At 69.2% G+C, this 26,116-nt stretch carries 25 protein-coding genes and 3 tRNA genes; 16 read left to right on the top strand and 12 right to left on the bottom strand.

All coding sequences use genetic code 11. The features are described from left to right. A partial coding sequence (locus tag VIB55_RS07790; RefSeq protein ID WP_331876108.1) for a CHAD domain-containing protein occupies positions 1–345 on the bottom strand: 345 nt, incomplete at its 3' end. Beyond that, positions 342–860 (bottom strand): SixA phosphatase family protein, encoded by a 519-nt coding sequence (locus tag VIB55_RS07785; RefSeq protein WP_331876107.1) that lies wholly within the window; start codon positions 858–860, stop codon positions 342–344. The genes VIB55_RS07785 and VIB55_RS07790, both read right to left, overlap by 4 nt. 202 nt (positions 861–1,062) lie before the next feature. On the opposite strand from VIB55_RS07785, the gene VIB55_RS07780 reads away from it, so the two are divergent. Further along, on the top strand, positions 1,063–1,638 hold the full coding sequence (locus VIB55_RS07780; protein WP_331876106.1) for a hypothetical protein: 576 nt from the start codon (positions 1,063–1,065) through the stop codon (positions 1,636–1,638). 119 nt (positions 1,639–1,757) lie between these two features. On the opposite strand, the gene VIB55_RS07775 is transcribed toward VIB55_RS07780, so the two are convergent. Beyond that, a complete protein-coding gene (locus tag VIB55_RS07775; protein ID WP_331876104.1) occupies positions 1,758–2,273 on the bottom strand; it encodes a hypothetical protein in 516 nt (171 codons plus the stop codon). A gap of 244 nt (positions 2,274–2,517) precedes the next feature. After that, a complete protein-coding gene (locus VIB55_RS07770; RefSeq protein ID WP_331876103.1) occupies positions 2,518–3,792 on the bottom strand; it encodes an RtcB family protein in 1,275 nt (424 codons plus the stop codon). Positions 3,793–4,021: 229 nt separating this feature from the next. On the opposite strand from VIB55_RS07770, the gene VIB55_RS07765 reads away from it, so the two are divergent. Next, positions 4,022–4,279 carry a hypothetical protein gene (locus tag VIB55_RS07765; protein WP_331876102.1) on the top strand — a complete coding sequence of 86 codons (258 nt, stop codon included), beginning with the start codon at positions 4,022–4,024 and terminating at the stop codon, positions 4,277–4,279. A gap of 34 nt (positions 4,280–4,313) precedes the next feature. After that, the gene (locus tag VIB55_RS07760; protein ID WP_331876101.1) at positions 4,314–4,565 is read left to right on the top strand and encodes a hypothetical protein; all 252 of its coding nucleotides are present in this window, start codon (positions 4,314–4,316) and stop codon (positions 4,563–4,565) included. Positions 4,566–4,675: 110 nt separating this feature from the next. Here VIB55_RS07760 and VIB55_RS07755 read toward each other — a convergent pair whose 3' ends face one another. From VIB55_RS07755 to VIB55_RS07735, 5 genes are all read right to left on the bottom strand, one after another. After that, on the bottom strand, positions 4,676–4,993 hold the full coding sequence (locus VIB55_RS07755; protein WP_331876100.1) for a hypothetical protein: 318 nt from the start codon (positions 4,991–4,993) through the stop codon (positions 4,676–4,678). A gap of 74 nt (positions 4,994–5,067) precedes the next feature. Next, positions 5,068–6,717, bottom strand: a complete 1,650-nt coding sequence (locus VIB55_RS07750) for a TROVE domain-containing protein (protein ID WP_331876099.1) — start codon at positions 6,715–6,717, stop codon at positions 5,068–5,070. 407 nt (positions 6,718–7,124) lie between these two features. Further along, positions 7,125–7,249: transfer RNA gene (locus tag VIB55_RS07745), tRNA-OTHER, on the bottom strand. A 14-nt stretch (positions 7,250–7,263) separates the two neighbouring features. Next, positions 7,264–7,389 (bottom strand) — tRNA-Asp (locus VIB55_RS07740). Positions 7,390–7,438: 49 nt separating this feature from the next. Beyond that, positions 7,439–7,512 (bottom strand) — tRNA-His (locus VIB55_RS07735). An 891-nt stretch (positions 7,513–8,403) separates the two neighbouring features. Here VIB55_RS07735 and VIB55_RS07730 point away from each other — a divergent pair. The 8 genes from VIB55_RS07730 (at position 8,404) to VIB55_RS07695 (ending at position 16,958) form a co-directional block, all read left to right on the top strand. Continuing rightward, on the top strand, positions 8,404–8,955 hold the full coding sequence (locus VIB55_RS07730) for a Uma2 family endonuclease (RefSeq protein ID WP_331876098.1): 552 nt from the start codon (positions 8,404–8,406) through the stop codon (positions 8,953–8,955). 117 nt (positions 8,956–9,072) lie between these two features. Continuing rightward, positions 9,073–9,891 (top strand): bifunctional hydroxymethylpyrimidine kinase/phosphomethylpyrimidine kinase, encoded by an 819-nt coding sequence (thiD, locus tag VIB55_RS07725; RefSeq protein ID WP_331876097.1) that lies wholly within the window; start codon positions 9,073–9,075, stop codon positions 9,889–9,891. A gap of 913 nt (positions 9,892–10,804) precedes the next feature. Further along, entirely contained in the window at positions 10,805–11,155 is a 351-nt protein-coding gene (locus tag VIB55_RS07720) for a hypothetical protein (protein ID WP_331876096.1), read from the top strand. 32 nt (positions 11,156–11,187) lie between these two features. Then, positions 11,188–12,768, top strand: a complete 1,581-nt coding sequence (locus VIB55_RS07715) for an aminopeptidase P N-terminal domain-containing protein (protein WP_331876095.1) — start codon at positions 11,188–11,190, stop codon at positions 12,766–12,768. A gap of 16 nt (positions 12,769–12,784) precedes the next feature. Continuing rightward, a complete protein-coding gene (locus tag VIB55_RS07710; RefSeq protein ID WP_331876094.1) occupies positions 12,785–13,840 on the top strand; it encodes an alpha/beta hydrolase family protein in 1,056 nt (351 codons plus the stop codon). A gap of 73 nt (positions 13,841–13,913) precedes the next feature. Further along, complete coding sequence (locus VIB55_RS07705) at positions 13,914–14,726, top strand: DUF429 domain-containing protein (protein WP_331876092.1); 813 nt, start codon at positions 13,914–13,916, stop codon at positions 14,724–14,726. Between the two features lie 197 nt (positions 14,727–14,923). After that, on the top strand, positions 14,924–15,229 hold the full coding sequence (locus VIB55_RS07700) for a hypothetical protein (protein WP_331876090.1): 306 nt from the start codon (positions 14,924–14,926) through the stop codon (positions 15,227–15,229). A 232-nt stretch (positions 15,230–15,461) separates the two neighbouring features. Further along, on the top strand, positions 15,462–16,958 hold the full coding sequence (locus tag VIB55_RS07695) for an FAD-dependent monooxygenase (RefSeq protein ID WP_331876089.1): 1,497 nt from the start codon (positions 15,462–15,464) through the stop codon (positions 16,956–16,958). Positions 16,959–17,356: 398 nt separating this feature from the next. On the opposite strand, the gene VIB55_RS07690 is transcribed toward VIB55_RS07695, so the two are convergent. Beyond that, complete coding sequence (locus VIB55_RS07690; protein WP_331876088.1) at positions 17,357–19,072, bottom strand: AMP-binding protein; 1,716 nt, start codon at positions 19,070–19,072, stop codon at positions 17,357–17,359. 345 nt (positions 19,073–19,417) lie between these two features. Between VIB55_RS07690 and VIB55_RS07685 the strand changes: the two genes are divergently transcribed. The 5 genes from VIB55_RS07685 to VIB55_RS07665 all read left to right on the top strand — a co-directional run bounded on the left by VIB55_RS07685 (position 19,418) and on the right by VIB55_RS07665 (position 24,001). Beyond that, positions 19,418–20,296 (top strand): SDR family oxidoreductase, encoded by an 879-nt coding sequence (locus tag VIB55_RS07685; protein ID WP_331876087.1) that lies wholly within the window; start codon positions 19,418–19,420, stop codon positions 20,294–20,296. Continuing rightward, positions 20,296–21,276 (top strand): TIGR03885 family FMN-dependent LLM class oxidoreductase, encoded by a 981-nt coding sequence (locus VIB55_RS07680; RefSeq protein ID WP_331876086.1) that lies wholly within the window; start codon positions 20,296–20,298, stop codon positions 21,274–21,276. Before VIB55_RS07685 ends, VIB55_RS07680 begins: the two co-directional genes overlap by 1 nt. Beyond that, positions 21,276–22,895, top strand: coding sequence for an alpha-amylase family glycosyl hydrolase (locus tag VIB55_RS07675; protein WP_331876109.1), 1,620 nt, complete (start codon positions 21,276–21,278; stop codon positions 22,893–22,895). Before VIB55_RS07680 ends, VIB55_RS07675 begins: the two co-directional genes overlap by 1 nt. Positions 22,896–23,158: 263 nt before the next feature. Then, positions 23,159–23,350, top strand: coding sequence for a hypothetical protein (locus tag VIB55_RS07670; protein ID WP_331876085.1), 192 nt, complete (start codon positions 23,159–23,161; stop codon positions 23,348–23,350). A gap of 3 nt (positions 23,351–23,353) precedes the next feature. After that, complete coding sequence (locus VIB55_RS07665) at positions 23,354–24,001, top strand: hypothetical protein (protein ID WP_331876084.1); 648 nt, start codon at positions 23,354–23,356, stop codon at positions 23,999–24,001. 357 nt (positions 24,002–24,358) lie between these two features. Here VIB55_RS07665 and VIB55_RS07660 read toward each other — a convergent pair whose 3' ends face one another. Continuing rightward, positions 24,359–25,681, bottom strand: coding sequence for a hemolysin family protein (locus VIB55_RS07660; protein ID WP_331876083.1), 1,323 nt, complete (start codon positions 25,679–25,681; stop codon positions 24,359–24,361). A gap of 119 nt (positions 25,682–25,800) precedes the next feature. Further along, on the bottom strand, positions 25,801–26,116 hold a 316-nt coding region (locus VIB55_RS07655; protein WP_331876082.1), incomplete at its 5' end, for an ATP-binding protein.

The following is a 26,116-nucleotide window of genomic DNA, read 5'->3' as shown; positions in this document are numbered from 1 at the left end:
GTCCAGCATCCACGCGGCGCCGGGCGCCTCCACCTCGGAGAGGCCGCCGGCGTGCTTCTGCATCCAGGCGATCATCACCTCACCGTCGCGGCTGTCGCCCGTGGCGGCGGCCAGGCGCTTCAGCCGCCCCCGGTCCTTGCCGCCGACGCTGTCGTCCAGGTGCTCGCGGTAGGCGCGCACGGTGCTGCGAAGCCGGCGCAGGCCCACGCGGAAGTCGTGGAGCGCCTCCGAATCCTCCGCGTCCCCCAGGCGCGTGCGCCCGGTGCGCGCCTCTTCCAGAAAGCGCAGGGCCAGCCAGCGGGCGGCGCGCGGGGCGCCCAGGTCCAGCAGCGCGGGGCCGCTCACTGCCGCTCGCCCAGCCAGCGCAGCTGCCGCGGCGCGATGGCCCAGGCCAGCACCGCGTTGCCGCCTACCGGGGGATCGTCGAAGTCCAGCAGCACGGCGCCGCCCTTCTTGAAGGCGACGAACGAGTCGTTGCGCCCCGTCAGCAGCCAGCCTACCAGGAAGCCCAGGTGCGGCTCGTGGCCCACCACGGCCACGGTGGCGCCGGGCTGCTGCGCGCGAAGCCAGCCCAGCAGCTCGTCGGGCCGGCGCTCGGGCGAGAGCTCGTCCACCGTCTCGATGGCCAGCGACCCGCCGTACGCCGCGGTGATGATTTCGGCCGTCTGCACGGCCCGCACGAGCGGCGACGACGCCAGCACGTCGATGTCGGGAACGATGCGGCGCAGCCCGCGCGCGCCGCGCCGCATCCTCCGCCGTCCCTCACCCGTCATCGGCCGCTCGGCATCGGGCTTTCCGCTCCGTGCCGCCCAGTCCTCGCGCTCGCCCGCCACCCCGTGGCGAATCACCAGCAGTTTCATCACGCCTCTCCCGTCGTCGTCATGCCCGTTCCTCGTCAGTCGTGCGTATCCCTCCCACAGGGTTATGCAAGATTTGTAACCCGTCGGGTTCGAGCGGGGGTAGCGGGGCACACAGATGTTTGCCATCTTGTCCGTCATCTCTGGCATGCTGCCCCCGCCGGGATGCTCCCCGTTCCCACCATCTCCACGAAAAGGCTCCACGATGAGGTTCGCTGCTTTCGCCGGGACCGTGCTGACGCTGTCGCTGGCCGCGTGCTCGGTTCAGGCCGCCCTCCGGTTCAGCCCGGAAACCGCCGACAAGTCGATCGTGTCGGCGTACGACGAGTTCAAGAACGAGCACACGATGACCGCCAATGGCGCCATCGCCATGCCGGGCACCGCGCTCTCCCCCGGAGAGCTGGTGATGACCACCACCTCGTTCACCACGCCCGGGCGGGAACCCCGGCGGCCGCGCGACGTGGTGTTCGTCATGCAGACGGGAAGCTATGACGGGTGGCAGTACCTGCAGAACAGCGAGTTGATCTTCATCAGCAACAAGGGCCCGCGAGTGAACCTGGGCCAGGCGGTGCACGACGGTGACGTGCACGCCGGCGGCGGGATGGTGAAGGTGGACGAGGCGCTCGGCTACTCGATCCCCCTGGCCGACCTGCGGACGCTTGCCGCGGCCGACACCCTGCGCGCCCGGGTGGGCAACGACGAGTTCGTCCTTCCCGGCGACCAGGCGCAGGTGATGGTGTGGCGCGCCCTCCTGCGCCGTATCGACGCACTTACGCAGTAAGCCCGGTTTCGCCCCGCGCGCCGGGGCTGAAGCGGACGGATGTGCCGCAGCGATAACGGAAAGCCTCCCATACCGTGGGGAGGCTTTTCGTTCGACCGGGCGGCTGCAAAGGCGAGACGTCAGCGGCTCATCGGGAAGGGGCCGGTGTCGATCATCCGCTCAAAGACGAGCGTGTAGGGGAGGATGGACTGCTCGGGCCGGGTCATGTAGTGAAGCTTCATCTCGTCGCCGTCCACCTCGATGCGGTGCTGATCGTTCCACTCTCCCACGTAGTCCGCCTGGTACCCTCCCCGCCCCTGGCGCCAGCCCATTCCGGTCACCGTCCGCAGGGCAAGCCGGTCGCCCACGATCTTCCACGAGCCGGAGTGCTCGTACGTCTCGATCAGCCCGTCATCCGGCCGCCCGCCGGGGCCACGGACCTGGGTGGTCCACCGGTAGGTGCCGTCCGCGAGCAGATCCACCCACTGCTCGGTTTGCAGCGACTGCGACCCGCTCCCCTGCACTTCCGCCGTCCGCCAGCTGCCCACCACCGCCTGGGTCGAGGTGGCCTGGCCGGGATCGCACGCGGCCAGGAGAAGGGCGCCGCACAGCGCCAGTGCACGGCGGACAGCCAGGGGAATCGTGCAAAAGGTCATGTTCATCTCCGGATTTCGCTCGGGTGGGATGCACGGAAAGAACGCGCATCCCACCCGGTCTGTGACTTCGATCTTCAGTCCCGTGCATCAGAGCTTCAGGCAGGGCGCGGCGATGAAATCGCGTTCGGGCCATCGCGGCCGGGAACTGCTCATCGTTGTCGATGGGGAAGCCGATCCCTTTGCCCGTCGCACCCTCCACTCTCGGGAAACCGCTTTCGCACTTTCGCACTCCCGCACTCGCCGTTCAGTCCTTGTACGGATCGATCTCCCCCGCGCCCGCCATGACCACGATCAGCGGCTGGAGAACGTGTTCCACCACGATCGTGGGCCCCTGGGACTGGAGCACCTTCTCCAGGCGGCGGTAGGCCTGCGGCGCCTCGTCCAGGCCGCCGCCGCGAAGGATCACGCCCTTTCGCGCAATCCAGTCGCCCATCATCTCGCGGCTGATCTTTCCGGGGCTGATCACCCGCCCCGTCTTTCGGTGCACCTTGCCGGCGGCCGCCGTGCGCGACATCACCCGGCCCGCACCGTGGACGGTGCTGAACAGCGCCTCGCGCTGCAGCGCAGCCGTCTCTTCGTCGGCCGGCTCGGCGCCGCGGACGATCACCGCGTCGTCGCCCATGGACCCGCCGATGAACCCCTTCTGGCCGGGGAATGCCGGCGTGGCGCCTTTGCGCACCACCACGTACTCCACCGTCTCGCCCTCGGGCGAGGTGTGCGTCTCGCGCCAGGCGAAATTGTGGTGGTTGTGCACCAGCTCCATCTCCGTCCCGCCCAGGATCTCCACCACCTTGCGCGCCACCCACTCGCGCCCGGCGTACGCGTACTGGCCGGCCAGGTTCATCAGCTGCCAGTAGTCGTGGCCCACGGGCTGGTCCAGCGGAAGCAGTACCTCGGCCTCCTTGGCGCGCTGGCCCCAGCCGCCGCCCTGGCTCAGCGAAAGGAAGTCCGACGCGATGGTGTGCCCCAGGCCGCGGCTTCCGAAGTGCACGCCCACCCACACGGTGCCCTCCTCATCGGCGAACACGTCGACGTAGTGGTTGCCGCTGCCGACCGTTCCGAGCTGGCGGCGCGCCTTGTCCTTGAGCGTGTCGCGGTAGCCGCCCGTGTTGGGGATGGCGTACCACGCCGGATCAAGGAACAGCGGGTGATCGGTCGGCGCGTCGTCCGCGTTGTTCTTGCGGCCGATGCCGAACGAGATGGTGGACTGGATCTCGTCCGCCAGCCCGCGCGCCACGCGGTCCTCCGCCAGCCGGTGCGGGTTGCGCCGGATCTCGTCCAGCGTCAGCCCGCGCGTGATGCCACCCACGTTCAGGTTGGTGCGGATCGCCGCGTTTCCGCAGGCGATGTCGAAGCCTACTCCGACCACCGACACCTTCTCGCGGTACGCCGCCACTCCACCGATCGGCATGACATAGCCGAGGTGCCCGTCCGCCATCAGCGCAAGGCGCTCGGCGCGACTGGCGACGTCCTGCGCCTGGCGGATGGTGTTCTCATCGTGCTGCCCAAAGATTCGCATCGGTTCCTCACCCGTAGAGCGGGACACGCAGGTGCCCCGTATTCATCCCGTATCGACCGGCGCCGACGCCGCTCACGCGCACCGATAAGCTCTCTTCGCGAGTGCCCGGATCTCGTTATCCGACAACGCTGGTACCGGTTTTTACGTACCCCTTGATGGACGGAGTGAACGTCGCAACATTCCATCCGTTCGCGCGAAACGCTCACACCCCGGACGCGGAGAAAGAACCATGCTCACACAGACAAACGCTCGCGTCGCGCGCTTCACGCCGGCCAACGGGTTCTCCGCGACCCTCCAGCGTCTCCGCCGTCGCGCCTGGAGCTTCACCGGTTCCACGCGCTCGTCCACGCAGCGGCTCCAGCGTGGGGTGCCGGTTTACGTGTTCATCTCCAACCCGGCGCCGGGACAGCACGAGCGCGTCGTTCGTGCCCTGGGCGACCTTCTCGCCGAAGTCGGGCTCGAACTCGAAAGCTCGGCCGGTGGCTGATCACCGAAGTTCGTGGGCTCGGCTGCGCTCGCGGTTGAAGGCCTTCTTCAGCCGTGATGCGGTCACCCAGCGGCTCGCGGAAACCGAGCGCGCGGTTAAGCTCGCCGCGCTCGAGAAGCCTCAATCGGAAGCCGACCACGGACGCCTGATCGGCGCAGCGGCGCTCCTGCAGTCCATCGGCGACAGCAACGCAGTCGTGGTCGTCGGCTCCCTGCTCCGATCCGCCGTGCGAATCCCACTGCCGCCGGCGAGGTGTACATCCGGACGCTCAGCCAATCCGAACTGATCTTCCTGGAGCACAACCCGGCCCTGCTCCGGGATCCCGACGCGCTGTACGTGCGTTTCTCCGGTCCGGAGTGCCTGCCACGAGACCGTGTCGAGGCGCGGTAACTCCGCCTACTCCTCGTCGTCCCAGCGGCGGTCGGCGCGCACTTCCTTGCGGCGGAGGTGCTGGAACTGGCGGTCGCGGGTGCGCTGCCGCTCCGTACTTTCGCTGACGGACTCGATGCGGTCCGCGCGCACCCACGCGCGGCTGCCCGACAGGTCCACCAGCTTGATCCACCTCGGCCTCCACCTGCGCTCCAGCGCCCTGCCGATTCGTGCCGCCGTATCGGCCGACACGTACCACACGGCGAACTCGGTGGTCACCTCGTAGTAGTCTCCGGGCCCGGCCGGCCGCTCCGGCAGGCCCTGCATGTGCTTCAGCCCGTTCATCTCACGATTCAATCGTTGAATTCCCGATCCTCCGGCGCCGGCGGCACGCCCCGGCGTACCGGGACGTGCCGCGTTCAGCGCGCGAAGTCGGCGATCAGCTGGGGCGCGGCGTCGTCGAAGCCCACCACGTCCAGCATTCCCGCGTCATCCGGGTCCGCGATGGTGAACCCGTTCGACGCCATCCCCACGACCACCAGCTTCGCGGGGATGCCCGTGCGCTCCCGGTACTGGCGGAGCGCCTGGGCGGGGTGGATGGAGCCGGCCCACGTCTCGTTGTCGGTGTAGACCACGAAGACGTCCACCTTCCACCCGTGCTTCATCGCCTCCAGCATCGGCAGGGCGCAGTCCGTGCCCCCGAACTCCATGCTTGAGATGGACCGGACCACGTCGTCCAGGCGCTGCCGCGGGGAGATGGCCAGCGTCGAGAGCCCGCTGGTCATTCCACCCCACTGCGAGGGATACGGCCCGGAGGTGAACGCCGTGAAGAAGTGCTCCGGCTCGCTGGCCGCCGTCACCAGCGCCATCGCCGCCGACGCTTCACGGCAGCTCAGCCCCTCCAGCCCCATCACCATGGCCGCCATGGACCCCGAAACGTCCAATGCCAGCATGGTGCGCCTGCCGGTGGGCCGCACCGAGGCGAACGACAGGTAGAACGCCGCGTCCAGCGCATCCACCACCTCAGCCACCGGCTGCCACGTGTGCTGCCCGCGCACGCCCCGGCCGCTGGCGTACGTGCGCAGCGCCGACAGCACCTGCACCGGGTGCACCCGCGCCTTCTGCAGCGCGGGGCCGTTCGCCAGTCGCTCGGCCACCGTGCGGGCCGCCTCGCTCCCCGGCGCCACCATTCCCACGCGGGTCAGGGTGGCCAGGTTGCGCACGAGCGCCGTCAGGGGCATCCGCTCCAGCAGCGCCTCCCACACCTCCGCCTGGTTCAGCAGCGCGGTGGGCAGCATCTCGCGCGTCAGCCGGTGCTCGCGCACCAGCTCCGCCGCTTCGCCGGGCGACAGCTCCTCCCGGTGCAGCCGGTCCGCCGCCCTCACCTGCGCCAGCGCGTCGCCCTGCAGCGGCACCAGCGCCGCCGCCTCACGGTTCCTGGCGACGGTGCGCTGGAACAGCGCGCGCTGTTCCGGCGATTCCGGCCGGGGGTGCGCCAGACGCAGCGCGTCACGGTGCGACCACCCGTCGCGCGACGGGTACTTCAGGAGCTGGTAGGCAAGGTCGCGGGGCTCCTTGCTGGTGTACCACGCCGCCACCGCCCGGCGCACACCGCGCCCCCACCCGCGGAACCCACCCACGAACTGCAGCCAGTGGAACAGGTGGGTCCCCGTCCGCGCCACCCGCGGCAGGGCAGCCAGCGCCGCCGCCCGCGTCGCCTCGTCGCCCATCCCCGCCGCCATCGCCAGGACGAACAGCGCGGGATCGTTCCTGGGCGCGCGCCCGGATTCGCTCATCTCCACCACGCGGGCGACCACGCGGGGGCCGTCCTGCGCGATGCACTCGGCCACGCCGGTGGCGTTCTCCGCCGTGAGCTTCCGCTCGCCGACGTAGTACGTTCCGCCCTCCGAACCGAGGACCAGGAACCGGTCCAGCCGGTCCCAGTTTCCGAGCTGCCAGGCGAACCCGCCCGCCGAGTTGGGCACCTGCGTAGAGCCGGGGATGGGCTCCCTCTGCGGCGTGAGCATCGCCCGGATGCGGGTCGCGAAGTGCTTCGTGAAGTCCAGCATGTTGCTCGCCCTCCTTTCCGGGCCGGGGGTGATGTGTGTGCCGGGCGAACGTTCGCTCGGCGGTGGAAACCTGGCGCCCCGGGCAAGGGAGCATCGTCCGGCTGGCCCTCCACATGGGAGAGACGTTTTGAAGACGTTAACCGGGCGAATTCGGCCCGGGATGCCAGGTGTGGAGCGCGCGGCCGGTGGGGATTCGAACCCCGGGCTCACCGGATAACCCTCCGCCCTCGGCCCGCCGGAGCGGACGTAACTGGGGAGGATCGCCACGGCCGGACCGCGGCTCCACTTCGTTTTGGCCCGGGCGGATGAGGGATCAGCTCGGTCCCCGGGGTCGCATGTTTCCCGGGATTGGGCGCGATAACCGAAGCTGTTCGACCCACCCGGGCCGCTACCATCCGTTCTTTCAGGTACCCCGGCGGGGCTCGAACCCGCAACCTCCGCGTCCGTTAAGCCTTGCCTGTCGGCCCGCGCGAGGCGGGCGTGGGTGATCGGCGAGGCAGCACGGCGCTCTAACCCATTGAGCTACGGGGTACGCTCTCTCTTCAGTGGACCTGGCGGGACTCGAACCCGCGACCTCTCGAGTGACAGTCGATAACCCTCCGCCTTCGGCCCGCGCGGTGGCGGACGAGGAGTGGGGAAGGAACAGCGCTCTACCAGCTGAGCTACAGGTCCATCTTCCCGTCCGCGGGTGGACAGGCATTCCGGTGCATTACGCCCCGGCTGGGGTGGCCGACGGGTGTCGAACCCGTGCCTTCGGATTCACAATCCGACGCTCTCCCGTTGAGCTACGGCCACCACGTGCCGGTTCCTGCGTTGGGCCGGCGGGAACGATCCGCCGCGGCCGCGGGGGGTCGCGTTTGTCCACCCGGGCGAGGCCTCACGCCCCGCCGGCCCGGTCCGTCACCATCCGCATCCCTCGTCAGCGTTCATCGTCCTCCCTTTCCCCTGGATGCCGAAAAAAGAATCGCCCCGCCCGGCAAGCTGCGCGGGCGGGGCGACGTGCATCGCTCCCCTGGTCCGGAACCGGGCGCCTACCGCGCGCCCGTTCCCATTCCCCCGCCGCCGAACATGTCGTCCCGCCGGTCCTGCCCGCTTCCGAATCCGATACCGGAGCTGCCCGACACTTCCATGACCCAACGATGATCGCCGGTCGTCCGATTGGCACACGACGCTCCCAGCCCCAGTACAGCCAGACGGGCCGCGGGGTGGATGTTCGTGGGCTGGACGAAGGACATGGTCATCGAAGCTCCGATCTCCGGTTCATGGTGGATTCTGCTCCACCGGGCAGCAACAAAAAAGAGCCGCGTCATGATGCCGCCGGTCCACGCAACGTGGTCCGGGGGCCGGCCCTCCGCACTGCGAAAAGGCTGGCAATCATCGGGACGCGACTCCCAAGGCAGGTGAGTCTAAACGGCCCTCCAGCGGTTGTCAACCCCCTTCATGAACGTTGCTCATCCCGCCAACCTGGGACCGCTCGCGGCGAATCGCTAGCCATTCAGGTGCAGACGATGGCGGCTCGTGTGCCTCTACCACCCAGGTTCATCGCAGAAACCCACGACGTAAGTGCTTTCCGCTGAACGTCTTCGTCCCGTCCATGGCGGAAACAATTTTGCTTTGCAATCCATGTGACGAGCGTTAAGTTTGTCCTCGGTCACACGGCCCCCCGACGCACCACGGAGGTACCGAATGAAAGTTCTCGAGCTCCCCCGCCCAGCCACGATCGACGACCTGTACGGGGTCGAAGGCAAGGCCGAACTCGTAAACGGACAGATCGTCATCATAGACCCAAGTGGCTTCACTTCCACGCGCGCCGCAGCCGCGATCTGCCGGTCTTTGTGGGACCACGAGGCGGCGCATGGCGGCGGTTACGCGCTTCCGGGCGGTGGGTACGCGGTGGATCTTCCGCACCGCAAGTCGTTCTGCCCCGACGGCGCCTGGTACACGGGGCGCGACACGGGCGGACGCTTCATGGAGGGCGCCCCCGCGCTGGCCATCGAGGTGCGCAGCGAGGGCGACTACGGGCTGACCGCCGAGCGCGAGATGGCGGTCAAGCGAGCCGACTACTTCGCAGCCGGCACCCAGGTGGTGTGGGACGTGGATGTGCTGCGCGCGGGCGTGATCCGCGTCTTCCGTGCGGACGATCCCGCCCGGCCTTCGCTCTTCCGCCGTGGCGACCTTGCGGACGCTGAGCCCGCGGTGCCCGGGTGGCGCTTCGCCGTGGACGAGCTCTTCCGCTGACGGGCAGAGCGGGGCAGCGGCGCGACACGCTGCTCTCGTCACACGCACGTTTGCGCCGCGGCGATAGCGCCTGTACCCTGTGGTCCTCACGATCCGAATCACCCGAACGACCCGGGCATGACCAGCAGCACGATCCACAAGCCGCCCATCGCACTGACCATCGCCGGGTCCGACTCGGGAGGCGGCGCGGGGATCCAGGCAGACCTGAAGAGCTTTCACGCGTTCGGCTGCTTTGGGACGACGGCGGTCACCGCGATCACGGTGCAGAACACGCGCGGCGTGACGGGCGTGCACGCCATTCCGGTAGACACGGTGCGCGCGCAGATCCGCGCCGTAGCCCAGGACCTGCCCCCCGCCGCCTGCAAGACGGGGATGCTGGCTACGGCCGAGTTGGTGCGGGCCGTGGCGGAATCCATCCGCGAGCACGCCGTGCCGAACTACGTACTGGACCCGGTGATGGTGGCTACGAGCGGCGATCGGCTACTGGATGAAGATGCCGTGCGGACCATCATCGATGAGCTACTGCCGCTGGCGGCCGTGGCGACGCCCAACCTGGACGAGGCGGCGCTGCTGGTGGGCTTCGCGGTGGAAGACCGCGACACCATGCGCCGCGCCGCCGAGCAGCTGGTGCAAATGGGCGCGCGCACCGCCCTGCTCAAGGGCGGCCACCTTCGCGGAGCGGAGCTGGTGGACGTGCTGTGGGACGGGCGCGGATGGCACGAGTGGACCCGCCCCAAGCTGGACACGCGCAGCACGCACGGTACCGGCTGCACGCTGTCGGCGGGCATCGCTGCGGGACTGGCGCACGGACGGCCGTTGCGGCAGGCAGTGGAAGACGCGCTGGACTACGTGCAGCGGGCCATGCGCGCCGCCCCGGGCTACGGAGCCGGCCATGGCCCGCTGAACCACCTGGTAGACGGGTCCCAAGCTCGCTAGCCCAGTGTGGGCGCATTCGCCGGGGCGGTGGTGCGAGTCCCAGCCGTTTCGGGCGAATGAATTCGCTGCAACAACCACACGAAGTCTGCCTTCGCAGACTGGCTTGCCGTGACGCGAGTTCGACCCTGTGGCGCGACCAGAACCTGGTGCAGTTCTCCCCCTCTCCCGCTTGCGGGAGAGGGGGCCGGGGGAAGAGGGCAGCCGAGGCAGCGCCGGAGCCAGTCGAACCGCCGCGTTCACTGGGCCGCTGCTACACCTGGCCGAGCTGGTGGGAGACGAGCGGTCCTCGCGCGTGGCGCGGCGGGTGCTGTAGTCGCTGGCCGACACGATGGCCGGCGTTCGGACACCTGCTTTCGGCGCTGGATTTTCACCTGGGCACGCCGGTCGATCTAGCGTTCTGGGCACGCCGGGAGAGGCAGATACGGACGCGCTGTTCCGCGTAGTCGGCGGCGCCTACCTGCCGAACACCGTCACCGCCCTCCGCCGCGCGGACGGGGCGGCGACGAGGAACTGATCCCGCTCCTGCGGGGTCGAACGGCGAGGGAGGTTGCGCCATGGCGTACGTGTGCGAGCACTTCGCCTGCCAGCAGCCGGTCACGAACCCGGCCGCCCTCGCCGCGCAGCTGGGGCTGGAAAGTGCGTGAGTACGTGCTTCGAGCGCTCCGCCGGGCACTTGCGCCCGTCCGGCCCCGACCGGCACTATGCGCACTGCACCTGTGGCGCGGCGGAGCTGTAGCGTCGATGCGTTTTGACCGTAGTTACCGCCTTCACCGTGGTTACCCAGATGCGCAAAGCCGTCCTGCTCACCGTTCTCGTGCTCGCCGCCTGCGCCCGTCCCGCGGCCTCTGACGCAGGCACGTCCGAGCCGCCCGCTTCGCCCGGTGGCGGCGCACCTTCTACCGGAGCCCAGCAAGTGAAGCTCGAATTCCAGCAGGGCCAGGGCGGCAGCGCCAGCGGGGGCGAGCAGGGCGCGACAGCCACCGCGGGGAGCGCACAGATCGCCATCCGCGGCACCATGCAGACGCCCAACCCCTGCTACAAGCTCTCGGGCGAGCTGCAGCAGCAGGGGCAGACGCTCTCCGTTCGCGTCGTAGGCCGGGCAGATCCCGACGCCATGTGCATCCAGTCGATCGGGTCCGTTCCGTACACCGCCACGCTGCGCGACGTGGCACCCGGCACCTACACCGTTCGGGTGATCCATACCTATCCCGGGACCGGGTGGGACGCCGCCGCTGCCCTGGAAACCCAGGTCACCGTCCGGTGACGCAACTCTCGGCACTCCCGACCCACACGACGATGAACGCAGCCCTGCGCCACGCCTTCTTGCCCGTTTTCGCCACGGCGGCGCTCGTCCTGCCGTCGCGCGCCCAGGGCCCGGTTCCGCCCCCACGCGGCAGCCCCGACGCGTTCACCATGGCGGCCACGCCCGCGCCCGCCCCCATCTCCGCCCAGGAGCACGCGCGCAGGCGCCAGCAGCTGGCCGCGGGCATGGGCGACGGCGTGCTGGTGGCGCTCGGCGCGGGCGAGCCCGAGACGGACTACACGAGCTTCGCGCAGAACTCGCCCTTCCGCTACCTGACGGGGGTGAACGAGCCGGGAGCCGTGCTGGCCATCGTCAAGAGCGGCGGGCAGGTGACGGAACACCTGTTCGTGCTGGCGCGCGACCCCTCGCGCGAGGTGTGGGAAGGCCCGCGGCTGGGTCCGGAGCGTGCGCAGGCGCTCACCGGCATCCCCACGCGCACCGTGCATCAGATGCAGGAAGCGTTGCGCCCCGCGCTCAGCCAGGCGACCACCCTGTACACGCTCAACCCGCTGAGCCCCGACGGCTCGCGGAGCGAGTTCCTGCGCCCGGACCAGCAGTACGCGCAGCGCCTGCGCGAGCAGTACAAGAACCTGACGCGCGTCCAGGACCTGGGCAGCGCCCTGTTCCGCATCCGTGCCACCAAGACCCCGGCCGAGCTGGACCTCATCCGCCGCGCCGTGTACATCACCGTCCTGGCCCACCGCGAAGCCATGCGCGCCGCGGAGCCGGGGATGAACGAGTTCGAAATCCACGGGCTGATCGAGGGCACCTTCCGCCGCTACGGCGCCGAGCGCCCCGGGTTCGGCAGCATCGTGGGCTCCGGGCCCAACAGCACCACGCTGCACTACCGCCAGGCCGACCGCTTCATGCAGGCAGGCGAGACGCTAGTGATGGACATCGGCGCCTCGTACGCCGGGTACACGGCCGACGTTACGCGCACCGTTCCCGTCAGCGGGCGGTTCAGCCCGGAGCAGCGGCAGATCTACACCATCGTTCTCGACGCGCAGAAGGCGGGGGAGCGCGCGGCCCGCATCGGCGCGCCGCTGGCGCGGGTGCACCAGGCCGCGTTCCAAGTCGTGGCCGACGGGCTGGCGCGGCTGGGGCTGATCGAGTCGGCCGACGCAACCTACGAGTGCTCGCCGGGAAGCCAGTGCCCGCAGGCGGCGCTGTTCTTCATGCACGGCATCGGGCACGGCATTGGGCTGGACGTGCACGACCCCGATCCGTCGTACCCCAACTACGGCGGCGGCTTCAAGGTGGGAAGCGCGTTCACCATCGAGCCCGGCGTCTACATTCGCGCCGACGCGCTGGACTACCTTCCCGACACGCCGCGCAACCGGCAGCTGATCGCCCGCATTCGCCCCAAGGTGCAGCAGTACCGCAACATCGGCGTGCGCATCGAGGACGACTACTTCATTACCGAGGCCGGGCTGGAGCGCGTGACCGAGGGCGCCCCGCGCGAGATCGACGAGATCGAAGCGCTGATGGCGCAGGAAAGCTTCTGGAATCGCGAGCGCCGTCCGCAGGTGGTGGAGTGGTACCGGGGCGCCGTTCCCGCCACCACCACGCCGTGAGCGCAGGGCGGGCGTGATGGCGCATCCCCGCCTCGCCGCCGCCACCTGCCTCCTGCTGGCGCTGGGCGGGTGCGCGCACGCCATGCCTGCCGCCCGATCCAGGCCGCTGCTGGACGCGCTGTTCGCCCCGCCCACGGCCGCTGAGATCGCGGCCGTGGAGGCCGATTGGGCGGCGCGCGACACGCGGGTGCACGACTTCCGGGTGGAGCACGTGGTGCGCGACGGCGCCACCGGGCGCACGATGGTCGTCTCCCACGTGGTGGACGGGGCGCGCCACTACGGCGCTGTGCGCGTTCCCGACGGCGCGGCCGGGCCGCTTCCCGTGCTCGTCATCGGCCATGGGGGCGACGACGGCGCCACGGGCTATCACTTCTTCCACTCCGGCCGGCTGGGGCGCGGGTTCGTGCAGGTGCTCCCCTCGTTCCGGTCAGAGACGCTGCGCCTGACGCCGTTTCGCGGCTGGCGCTCCGGCGGCACGCCCAGCCCGTGGGACCGCGACGTGGACGACGCCATCGCGCTCCTGGACGCCGTGCTCGCCCACGTTCCGGAAGCGGACAGCACGCGCATCGCCGCGTTCGGCCGCAGCCGCGGCGGCGGGGTGATGCTGCTCATGGCGATCCGCGATCCGCGCATCAAGGCGGTGGTCAGTGCCGTCGGGCCCACGGACTTCCTGCTGCCCGAGGTCCGCCGCCTGGCCGGCCGCGCGCTGGGCAGCCGCGTGGCGCGCCTGCCCGGGGCCGGGTACCTGGCCGACAGCGTGCTCTTTGCCCTGCGCGACGGACGCACCACCGTGCCGCAGGCGCGCATGCAGCTGCTGCGGCGGTCGCCCGCCTGGTTCGCGCACCGCCTGCCACCCGCGCGGGGGCACTACGGCGCGCTGGATCCCAAGGTGTCCGTTGCGCACGGCGACCGGCTGAACGCCGTGATGCGCGGCATGGGGCGTGACACGGCCGCCTGGCAGTACCATCGCTATCCCCAGGGCCGCCACCGGTATTCGTCGTTTCCCGGCGCGATGGCGCGCACGGAGGACTTCCTCGTGCGGGCCGTGAACTCGCCTCGCGTTCCGCGCTGATCGCTCATCTCCCCACATCCCGACCGATGATTTTTCCGATGTCCGCCGCCCTCGCCCGGCGCGGAGCGCGCGCGTGAGCCGGTTCCGCTATTTCGGCGGCGTAGACTTTTCCGGCGCCAAGGAGCCGCTCTCCACGCTGTGGACGGTCGTCGGCGAGGAGCGCGACGGCAAGCTGTGCATCGTCTCGCTCTGCCCGCAGCCCTTTCGCGCGGACCTGGTGTCGTTTGTGGCGGATGGATGGCGCAGGCACGCCGGCGCGGCGCCGGAGGACGGCATCCTCTGGGGTGCGGATTTTCCCTTCGGCCTGCCGGTGGAGGTGATGAACGCCATCGAGGGGCTGCGCGAGCGGACCTGGCGCGGGGTGGCGTCGTGGGTGGCAGACCGGCCGCCGGAGGAGATCCGCGAGGGGCTCCCCACCTTCCACAAGGCCCCGCGCGCGACGGACACCAACGGGGCGATGGCGCCGCTGGACCTGCGCCTGTACCGGCAGACGCTGGAGGGCATCCGCGTGCTGTGGGAGCTGCTCGACACGGCCGAGGTTTCCATCCCGCCGGTGGCGCCGCGGGCGGACGCGGGAACGGTGGTGATCGAGGTGTATCCCGCCGGCGCCGTGAAGGACCTGGGGATCAAGGGATCGAAGGTGCCGTTCCGCCCGGGCGAGGTGCGGGCCCGGCCGGCGGCGTTCCGTCCCTTCTTTTCGTTCGATCACCCGTCGCTGGAAGCCATCGCCTGCACGCTGGAGGACGCGCGCGACGCCTGCCTGGCGTGCGTGGTGGCGTGGCTCTGCCGCGACGACCTGGACCAGCCGTTCCGCCTGGACCGCGTGCCGCGCCAGACCATCGAGACGGAAGGCTGGATCTACCGCCCGCCGGCCGCGCTCGGGTGATCCGGATGTGGATCCGAAACAGCCTGAAGGTCCGCATCGCCGCGGCCGTGAGCCTGTGTGCCGTGTCAGCGTGCCGGGACGGCGGGCCGCGGGTGCGAACGCCGTCGAACGTCGCGGGCGAATACGTGCTGTTGGAACGTGACGGGCAGCGGCTTCCGCACACGATGCGCCTGTCCGAACCTCGTGATACGTGCGACATGACGCTGATCCGCGACGTGCTCGTTCTACGGGCCGACGGCGAATACTCGGGCGAGTTCGAGGCCCGGGTGCGGTGCGACGGACAGCCCCGCCCCGATAGCACGCGTGTGGATCGCTACAGCGGCACGTTTGGGCTTCACGGTCCGCGTGGGGACACGATTGTGCTCGCGGAGCGGGGTCTCGAGGACCGGGCGAGACAAAGGGGGGTGCTCAAGGGCGAGGAAATGCGTGTGGAGTTCAAAATCCTCACCGAGCCCGGCCGTACAATGCGCTTCCGCTACGTCCGGCAGAACGCGGCGCGGTAGGCGCGCGGCAGCGTTCCCACTGGCGAATGCGCAAAGGGCGCGGGGGATGGTCTCCCCTGCGCCCGCTCTGGTTTCGTACGTCTCGACGGCGGTAAACGGGAATCCTCCCCTCGCCATGATCAACATATAGCACACCCGGGGACTTGCGGCCAGCCCCGGGGAAGTCTCCAGGATTGCCGGGCCGAAAAGTCCTCGGCCAAGGCTGACAACTCGTGGAATGGGAGGCTCGAAGATGACACACCACGCCGTGGTGGTCGCCGGAGGCGGTCCGACGGGGCTGATGCTGGCGGGGGAGCTGGCGTTGGCGGGCGTCGACGTCGGCATCGTCGAGCGGCGCGCCAGCCAGGAGCTCGCCGGCTCGCGCGCGGGCGGCCTGCACGCACGCACCCTCGAAGTCCTCGATCAGCGTGGAATCGCCGAACGCTTCCTCGCGCAGGGGCAGAAGGCCCAGGTCGCGGGGTTCGCCCAGATCCGGCTGGACATCAGCGACTTTCCCACTCGCCACAACTACGGGCTCGGGCTGTGGCAGAACCACATCGAGCGCATCCTGGCCGGCTGGGTAGACGAGTTGAAGGTGCCGATCCACCGCGGATGTGAGGTGGTCGGCTTCACGCAGGACGACAGCGGGGCGAACGTGGAGCTGGCCGACGGCCGGTCGATGCGAGCGGAATACCTCGTCGGGTGCGACGGAGGACGCAGCGTGGTCCGCAAGGCGGCGGGCATCGACTTCCCCGGATGGGACGCCACGACCAGTGCCCTGATCGCCCAGGTCCAGATGGCCGAGGAGCCCGAACTCGGCATCCGCCACGACGCGCTCGGCGTTCACGCGCTGGGAAAGGTGGAGTATGAGATCCGGGACGGCCGGGTGGTTTACCAGGAGGGCGGAACGGTGAGCGTCATGCTGACCGAACGGCACCCCGGCGCCACCGGCGATCCCACGTTGCGCGACATCCGCGAGGCGCTGATCGCCGTCTACGGAACGGATTACGGCATACACAGCCCCATCTGGATCTCCCGGTTCACCGACATGGCGCGGCAGGCCGCCACCTACCGCGACCGGCGCGTCCTGCTGGCGGGCGACGCCGCGCACGTGCACAGCCCCGTGGGAGGACAGGGGCTGAACACCGGTGTGCAGGATGCGGTAAACCTGGGATGGAAGCTGGCGCAGGTCATCAACGGGACCTCGCCGGAAAGCCTTCTGGACACCTACCACGCCGAGCGGCATCCGGTCGCCGCCCGCGTGCTGCGCAACACGATGGCGCAGATCGCCCTGCTCCGTCCTGACGACCGCAGCAAGGCGGCGCGCGAAGCGATGTCCGAAATCCTCGCCCTGGACGAGCCGCGCCGCCGGCTCGCCGCGGAGATGTCGGGGCTGGGCATCCGCTACGAGCTTGGCGAGGGACACCCGCTGCTCGGCCGGCGCATGCCCGACCTTGACCTGGCCACAGCCGACGGCCCTCTTCGATTCTTCGCCCTGCTGCATCGTGCCCGGCCGGTTCTCCTCAACCTGGGCGAGCCCGGAGCTTTCGATATCACCCCGTGGGCGCATCGCGTCCAGTCGATCGACGCCCGGTACGGTGGCCCATGGGAGCTTCCGGCGATCGGGACGGTGACGGCACCCGCCGCGGTGTTGATCCGGCCCGATGGATACGTAGCCTGGACGGGAGACCGGAGGGAGGCGGGGCTCACGCAGGCGCTGACGACCTGGTTCGGATCACCCGCGGCGTAGCGCACCGGCCCGACGGGCTCGGGCGCATGGTTCGGGAGCATCGCGCTTCGGCTGACTCTGGCGCATGCCGCGGCCGCCCCCCTCTCCCGGCCTCTCCCCCATAAACCCCATGGGGGAGAGGAGAATTCGATTGCGACACCGCTGGCCTGGTGCATCGAACTGGCTCCCTTCCCCCGCGGCTGTTTGCGGGGGAAGGGTTGGGGATGGGGGGCGCCGGCCCGAGCACCGGGCCTGCCTCGTCACACGAAACCCCGAAGTGTACGCCCTCTCCCACGCTGTTTGTGGGAGAGGGTCGCACGCGTGGGCCTCTGGATGACAGGCTCTGTGGCTGTGAACGAAAGACCGCGCAGGGACGATGCCTCGTCCCGGCGCGGTCTCGGTTGTGGAGCGTGTCCGTGCTAGATCTTGGCCGCCGTCGGCGCGGCGCCGGGGGCGCGCAGGTCCTTGCGGATGATCTTGCCAATGGGGCTCTTGGGCAGCTCGCTGCGGAACTCCACCTGGCGCGGCACCTTGTACCCCGCCAGCGACTCGCGGCAGTGCTTGATCAGCGCATCCTCGGTCAGCGACGCGTCCTTCTTGACCACGAACGCCTTCACCGCCTCGCCCGAGTGCTCGTCGGGCACGCCGATCACCGCCACCTCGAGCACGCCCGGGTGCCCGGCCGCCACCTCTTCCACCTCGTTGGGATACACGTTGAAGCCGCTGACCAGGATCATGTCCTTCTTGCGGTCGACGATCTTGAAGTATCCATCCTCGTCCATCAGCGCCACGTCGCCCGTGAACAGCCACCCGTCGCGCAGCACCTTGGCCGTTTCCTCCGGCCGCTGCCAGTAGCCCAGCATCACCTGGTCGCCCTTGCAGATCAGCTCGCCCGGCTGCCCCAGCGGCACGTCGGCGCCGGACTCGTCCACGCAGCGCACCCAGGTGGAGGGAAGCGGAATCCCGATCGTCCCTTCCTTGACCTTGTGCACGGGGTTGAAGCTGACCACCGGCGAGGCCTCCGTCAGGCCGTAGCCCTCGACGACAGGCGTGCCGACGACCTCCTGCCAGCGCTTGGCCACGGAGCCGTGCAGCGCCATCCCGCCGGCCACGGACAGCTTGAGCTTGGGCGGGCTCTGCCGGAACCACTCCTCGTTCGCGAGGGCGTTGAAGAGCGTGTTCACCCCCGAGAACCATGAGATCTTGAACTTCGCCAGCGGCTTCTGGAGGTTGCTGGGCGGCCGCGGGCTGGGGATCAGCACGTTGTGCCCGCCGATCTGGTAGAAGAGCAGCAGGTTGACGGTGAACGCAAAGATGTGGTACAGCGGAAGCGCCGTCAGGATGGACTCCTGCCCGGCCTTCAGGTACTCGGCGTTCATCTCGATCATCTGGGCCGTGTTCGCAAGCAGGTTGCGGTGCGAAAGCATGGCCCCCTTGGAGACGCCCGTGGTGCCGCCCGTGTACTGCAGCGCCGCCAGGTCGTCGAGCTTCACGCCGTCCAGGTACTTCCGCGTGTCCGTGCCCGACGCGAGCGCCGCCCGGCCCGCCTTGAGCGCCGCCTGGAAGGTGGTGTGCGGAACGGTCGTGGGCGGAAGCTGCTTCTTGGCGTACTTGAGCACCGCGCGGATCAGCGTGCCCTGCAGCGCCGAGAACCACTCGGTGATGCGCACCGTGACCACCGTTTCCACCCTAGTCTTGGGCAGCACGGGGGGCAGACGGTCGGCGAACAGGTCGCTGATCACCAGCACCCGCGCCCCCGAGTCGCTGAACTGGTGAATCATCTCCGGCGGCGTGTACAGCGGGTTGGTGTTCACCGCCACGCACCCGGCCTTGAGCACGCCGAACAGCACCACGGGGTAGGCGAGCGAGTTGGGCATCTGGATGGCCACCCGGTCGCCCGCCTTCAGCTTCAGCGTTTCGCGCAGGTAGGCCGCGAACTCGTCGGAAAAGCGCTCCGTCTGTTCATACGTGAGCACGCCCGCCATGCCGTTGGGCATCACCTGCGTGAACGCGGGGGTGGTGGCGTAGCGGGCCGACTGCTGCCGCACCATGTCGGGCAGGTGCTTGTACGGGATGGGTTGGATGTCGGGCGTGGAGCCGGGCGCGTAGTGCGAAACCCACGGACGGTCGCTCATTCCTGCCTCCTGAGGGGGGAGAAGGCTGCTGCCCCGGGTGGCTGGGGGGCGAATTCCTCGTAGCTTACACCGAACCCAGTGCTGGCGCCAGACGGACGTACGTTCGGAATGAGCACTACTCAGGGCGGTGCGTGGGTTCGGCATCCGAACAACAGTTTCACGCAGAGGACGCGAAGGGGAAGGAGAGGACGCAGAGGGCAGCCACGGACTCCTCTGCGTCCTCTCCGTTTTCTCTGCGTCCTCTGCGTGAAATGTTTTTCTCTGCGCTCGTCCGGGTACGGTCCCTGCAAACGGTCCCGCTCCCGATTTTCGCCAACACACACTCCGAACAGGAGTTACGAAACCATGCTGGACCGCGATCCCCTGTCCGGGCCCAAGGTGTCGAAGAAGGACACCGACCAGCCGTACCCCGGCACCGATCACGACATGAAGCCGGGCGCCGACCACGGCGAGGAAAGCTACACGGGCTGCGGAAAGCTCGAGGGGCTGGCCGCCGTCATCACCGGCGGAGACAGCGGCATCGGGCGGGCGGTGGCCATCGCGTTCGCCAAGGAAGGCGCCGACGTGGCCATCAGCTACCTGAGCGAGGACGAGGACGAAGACGCGGAGGAAACGAAGCGGCAGGTAGAGGCCGCGGGCCGGCGCTGCCTGGTCCAGCGGATGGACGTGCGCGAACGGCAGGCGTGCTTCGATTTCGTGCAGGCCGCGGCCAAGGAGTTCGGGCGCCTCGATATCCTGGTGAACAACGCCGCGTACCAGATGGAGCAGCCGTCCATCCACGAGATCACCGAAGAGCAGCTGGACCGTACCTTCCGCACCAACATCTACGGTTACATCTACATGGCCCAGGCCGCGCTCAAGCACATGAAGGCCGGCGCCTGCATCATCAACACCGGCTCGATCACGGCCATGGAGGGCAACGTCGGGCTCATCGACTACTCGGCCACCAAGGGCGCCATCCACACCTTTACCAAGACGCTGGCGCAGAGCGTTTCCGACGACGGCATCCGCGTGAACTGCGTGGCGCCCGGGCCCGTGTGGACCCCGCTGATCCCGGCGACGCTGGAGCCGGAGCACGTGGCAAAGTTCGGGGAGGATACGATGTGGAAGCGGCCCGCGCAGCCGGTGGAGATCGCCACGGCGTACGTCTACCTGGCATCCTCGGACGCGCGCTACATCTCGGGCGAGGTAATCGCCATCACAGGCAAGACGAGCACGCGCTGATGGCCCGCATCGGCTACCACGCCAGCCACGAGCAGTACGCGCCCAGCCGCCTGCTGAAGTACGTACAGCAGGCGGAGCAGGCCGGCTTCCAGAGCGGCATGTCGTCGGACCACTTTCACCCCTGGGGCGAAGGCCAGGGCCACAGCGGGTTCGCGTGGAGCTGGCTGGGCGCGGCGCTGCAGGCGACGTCGCTCTCGTTCGGCGTGGTCACCGTGCCGGGTGGATGGCGGTACAATCCGGCCATCATCGCCCAGGCGTCCGCCACGCTGGCGGAGATGTTCCCCTGCCGGTTCTGGATCGCCCCCGGCAGCGGCGAACTGCTGAACGAGGGGATCGTGGGCGAACGCTGGCCCCCCAAGGCCGAGCGCAACGCGCGGCTGCGGGAAGCCATCGACGTCGTCCGCGCGTTGTGGGCGGGGGAGACGGTGACGCACCGCGGGCTCGTGGTGGTCGAGGAAGCGAAGCTGTACTCACGCCCCGCGGAGCCGCCGAAGATCATCGGCCCGGCGCTCTCGCCCGAGACGGCGGAGTGGATGGGCGGCTGGGCCGACGGCCTGGTCACCGTCGTGGGGCCGCGCGAGTCGATGCAGAAGATGATCGACGCCTTCCGCCGCGGGGGCGGCGAGGGCAAGCCCATCTTCCTGCAGGCCCAGCTGTCGTTCGCCCGGACGGAGGAGGAGGCGACCCGCGGCGCGTGGGAGCAGTGGAAGACGGTGAAGCTGCCCAGCCCCGTGCTTTCCGATCTGCGGCTTCCTTCGCAGTTCGACGCCGCGGGCGAGTGCGTGCGCCCCGAGGACATGAAGCAGAAGATGCGCGTCTCCGCCGACGTGGAGCAGCACCTGGCCTGGCTGGCGGAAGACGTGGAGATGGGGTTCGAGGAGATCAACCTCCATTGCGTGCACCGCGAGCAGCAGGAGCGCTTCATCGAGGTGTTCGGCGAGCGCGTGCTGCCGCAGCTGGCGACGAGTCGTAAGGGGTGATGACGGAAGTCGTGGAGGGGGTGCCGGAGGCGGGCGAGCCGCGGTGGTGGCAGAGCGGGGTGATCTACCAGATCTATCCGCGCTCGTTCCAGGACAGCAACGGCGACGGGGTTGGCGACCTGCCGGGGATCCTGCGGCGGCTGGACTACCTTAAGTGGCTGGGTGCGGACGCGGTGTGGATCAGCCCCTTCTATCCCTCCCCCATGCGCGACTTCGGCTACGACGTCACCGACCACGAAGCCGTCGACAAGGTGTTCGGCAGCATCGTCGACTTCGACGCGGTCGTTCGCGAGGCGCACGCGCGGGGCATCCGGGTGATCCTGGACTTCATCCCCAACCACACCTCCAACCGCCACCCCTGGTTCCTGGAGTCGCGGCTGTCGCGCGAGGCGCCGCGCCGCGACTGGTACATCTGGCGAGACCCCGCGCCCGGCGGCGGCCCGCCCAACAACTGGCGCAGCGCGTTCGGCGGCAGCGCGTGGGAGTGGGATTCGCACACGCGCCAGTACTACCTGCACACCTTTCTGCGCGAGCAGCCGGTCCTCAACTGGCGCAACCCGGCCGTGGAGCGGGCGATGCACCACGTGGTGCGCTTCTGGCTGGACCGCGGCGCCGACGGGCTGCGGGTGGATGCCGTGCAGAAGGTGATCAAGGACCACCTGTTCCGCGACGATCCAGCGAATCCCAAGTACGTCGAGGGTTCTCACGACCCGTACGATGCGCTGCTTCACGAGCACTCGTCGGACCAGCCGGAGATCCACGAGGTGATCGAGCGGATGCGCGGCGTGGTGGATGGATACGGCGGCGACCGCGTGATGATCGGCGAGATCTACAACGAGGTGGAGCGGATCGTTACCTACTACGGCCGCGACGGGCGGGGGGTGCACTTTCCCTACAACTTCCAGCTGATCAAGCTGCCGTGGGACGCACGCGTGATCGACGCGGCGATCCGGCGGTACGAGTCGCTCCTTCCCCCGGGCGCGTGGCCCAACTGGGTGCTGGGCAACCACGACCGCGCTCGCGTGGCCAGCCGCGTGGGCCCGGCCCAGGCGCGCGTGGCGGCCATGCTGCTGCTCACCCTGCGCGGCACGCCAACGATCTACTACGGCGACGAACTGGGAATGCGGAACGTCGACATCCCCCCGGAACGCGTGCAGGACCCGTGGGAAAAGAACCTCCCCGGCCGTGGCCTGGGGCGCGACCCCGTCCGCACGCCCATGCAGTGGGACGGCTCGCGAAACGCGGGCTTCTCCGACGTGGAGCCGTGGCTTCCCTTTTCACCCGACTGCTCGCGCGTGAACGTGCGCGCTCAGGAGCGCGACCCGGCGTCCATGCTGACGCTTCACCGCGCCCTCCTGGCGCTGCGCCGGCGAGAGCCCGCGCTCTCCATCGGCTACTGGGCCCCGGCGGAAGCGGAGGGAAGCGTGCTCGCCTTTACCCGCTCGCACGGCGGAACGCGCTTCCTGGTCGCGCTGAACCTGGGCTCCGAGCCGGCATCGCTACGTGTCGGGGGATCGGGAACGGTAGAACTCGGGACGCTGCCAGGGAGCGAGGGCCAGCCAGTCGACCGCACCCTCCGCCTCCGCGGCGATGAAGGCCTGATCGTGCGGCTGGCGTAGGTGCCCCTGACGGAAACGGCCCAGTCGTCAACGCGTGACAACTGGGCCGTTTCCTGTTCCTATGCGAATCCCGCCATCCGGAGAGCCCCGCATCCATAGCATCGTCCCCGGAGAACCTGATCTCCACGATCCTCCGGCCTCTCACCACGTCATTTCACGCCGCAGGAGACACTTCCGCGCTCTCTTTCGACCCCTTCACACCAGATCGGAGGCACATACATTGGGGGAGAACGTGCGTCCACTTGATCGATCGGAGGTCGAAGATGAAGAAGCAGTATCCCACGGTGTTGAGGGGAGATGATACCGGCCGGCTCAACCGCGACGAGGTGGTCGCGGCGATCATTCGGCTAGGTGAGAGAAAGCGAGCCGCGGCCGCCGCAAAGAGGCGCGAGGCGGCTGAGGCTCGGAAGGCGTTGAGAGCCCAGCAGCGTCGAAGCGTTGGAGAGGGGCCCTGAGCCATGATCCCCAGCAGGGACTATGAGCGGAACATCTTCCTGAACTGCCCGTTCGATGACGAGTACCAGCCGCTCTTCCGCGCGGTGATGTTCGCGGTGCTCACCTGCGGATTCCGGGCGAGGTGCGCGCTCGAAGCGGATGACGGCGGTGAGGTCCGTATCGCGAAAATCCAGCGCATCATCCGCGACTCGCAACTGGGAATCCACGACATCTCACGAACGGAACTCGACCTTGTGACGGGGCTACCCCGGTTCAACATGCCTTTCGAGCTGGGTCTCTTTCTTGGCGCGCGGGAGTTCGGCGCAGGGCAGCAGAAGAAAAAACGGGCGCTGATCCTGGACGTCGAGCGATACCGCTTTCAGAAGTTCTGCTCCGACATCTCCGGACAGGACATCAAGGCGCACGAGGGCCATCCCGAGAAAGCGATCCGCGCCGTCCGCAACTGGCTGGCGACGTCGCTGGACGGGTCGGCGCTGCTGCTTTCGGCGGGGGAGGTGTGGCGGCGGTACAGGATATTTGCCGATGATCTGGCGGATCTCTGCCACGATTTTCAACTGGATCCGCACGATCTTCAGTTCGTGGAACTGCGGACCTTGGCGGAGGAGTGGGTGGCACTGCCAGCAGCCATGCTCCTGTCTGCGCAAGACTGACGGGACCTCCGGCGAGAACCGTCAGCCGGGAACGCGGTGTCTCTCAATCCGCTACTGTGGCCGCTGTGTCCGGCGGCGGGAGCGGGTAGGGAGGTCGCGCGGGCGGGCGTGGTACGTCGGGCATGGCGAGCTCGCGGGCTCGCTGCCGCAGCTCCTCGGTGCGCCGCTGCAGCTGGCGCACCCTCGCTCGCGCGATGGCGATGCGGACGTTCAACTCGTCGCTCGGGTACATGGGGGCGCTACAGCGCCAGCGCCATGCCCCCTGCGGAACACCACCGGCCGCAACGGGGCGCCGTGGCGAGAGATGCCGGCCGGCTTCGTTCAGGACGCGTCCCGCCGTCCGTCCGCTCCCAACCCCTACTCGTCCGCCGACTCCTTCTCATGCCGCGTGCGCGGCGGCGGGATGACGAGCACCTTGTCGATGCGGTTGCCGTCCATGTCCACGACCTCCATGCGATGGCCCTCGCTGGTGAAGTGGTCGCCCGGGCGCGGGACGTGGCCCAGCGTCGTGAAGATGAAGCCGCCCACCGTGCGGTACTCGCGGTCGTCCTCCCGGCGCTCGGGCAGGTCCATGGCCTCGCGGAACTCGTCGATGGAAAGCGACGCATCCACCAGCACCGACCCGTCGTCTCGCCGCACGACCGACGGTGTGGCCGCGCTCCCCCCCATCTCGCCGGTGATCTCCTCGAGCACGTTGTTCAGCGTCACCACGCCCTCCGTGCCGCCGTACTCGTTCACCACCACGGCCAGGTGCACGCCCGACTCGCGGAACAGCTCCAGCACGCGGAGCGCGCGCGTGCTCTCGGGGACGAACAGCGGCTGCTTGAGGTATGCGCGAAGGTCATCCACCGGCTGGCCCGAAAGCCCGGCCGCCCACAGGTCCTTGGCCTCCACGATCCCCACCACGCGGTCCAACTCGCCGTCGCAGAGCACGTAGCGGGTCAGCGGCTGCGCCACCATGCGGGCGCGGTTGGCTTCCGGCGCGTCGTTCACGTCCAGCCACTTCACCCGGTGGCGCGGCGTCATCAGGTTCACCACGCGCTGGTCGCCCAGCCAGAAGACGCGCTCCACCAGGTCCTGCTCCTCCTCGTCGAACACGCCCGCCTGCGTGCCCTGCTCCAGCAGCACGTTGATCTCGGCCTCGGTCACCGGCGGCTCGTCGCTTTCCTTCAGCCGCAGCATGCGCATCACCAGGCCGGTGGACCCGGTGAGCACCCACACCAGCGGCGAGGCGATGCGCGAAAGCACGTTCATGGGCCCGGCCACCATCGCGGCGATGCGCTCCGGATGGTTCAGGCCGATCTGCTTGGGAACCAGCTCGCCGATGATCAGCGAAAAGTAGGTGATGCCCAGCACGACCAGGGTGATGGCCAGCCCGTCGGCGTACGGAGCGAAGGCGGGATACCCCTTGAGAGTCTCGGCCAGCGGCTCGGCGATGCGCGCACCGCCGAAGGCGCCGGCCAGCGTACCGACCAGGGTAATGCCCACCTGCACCGTCGCGAGGAAGCGTTCGGGAGTTTCGGCCAGCTCCAGCGCGCGCCGCGCGGCAGCATCGCCCTTTTCGGCGCGCTGCTGAAGCCGCGTCTTGCGCGCGGAAACCACGGCGATCTCGCTCATGGCGAACACGCCGTTCGCCACCAGCAGCAGCAGGACGAAGCCGATCTCGGTACCGATACCCATTCCTCCTCCAGGCAAAAACCGCAGGGTTCACGCGGAGGCGCGGAGGACGCGGAGAGAAACCGCGGAGCACTCCGCCGTTTCTCCGCGTTCTCCGCGCCTCCGCGTGAGATCGTCGTTTCTCAGGCGGCGGGAGCCACCGGAATCGTAAAGTAGAAGGTGCTGCCCTGGCCGGGTTCGCTTTCGGCCCAGATCTGGCCGCCATGGCCCTCGACGATGGAGCGGGAGATGGCCAGCCCCAAGCCCGCGCCGGCGCCGCGCCCGCGCTGTGCCTGCCAGAAGCGGTCGAACAGCCGAGGCAGGTGGTCGCGCTCGATCCCCGGACCCGTGTCGCGCACCCAGAACCGCACGGCCCCCGCGCCCTGCACGGCCCCGATCTCCACCGATCCCCCCGCCGGCGTAAACTTCAGCGCGTTGCCCACCAGGTTGCTGAACAAT

It is taken from the genome of Longimicrobium sp. (genome assembly GCF_036554565.1).
Lineage (GTDB): Bacteria > Gemmatimonadota > Gemmatimonadetes > Longimicrobiales > Longimicrobiaceae > Longimicrobium.
The sequence above is the reverse complement of the archived record's forward strand: the minus strand, read 5'-3'. Positions and strand labels throughout refer to the sequence as shown.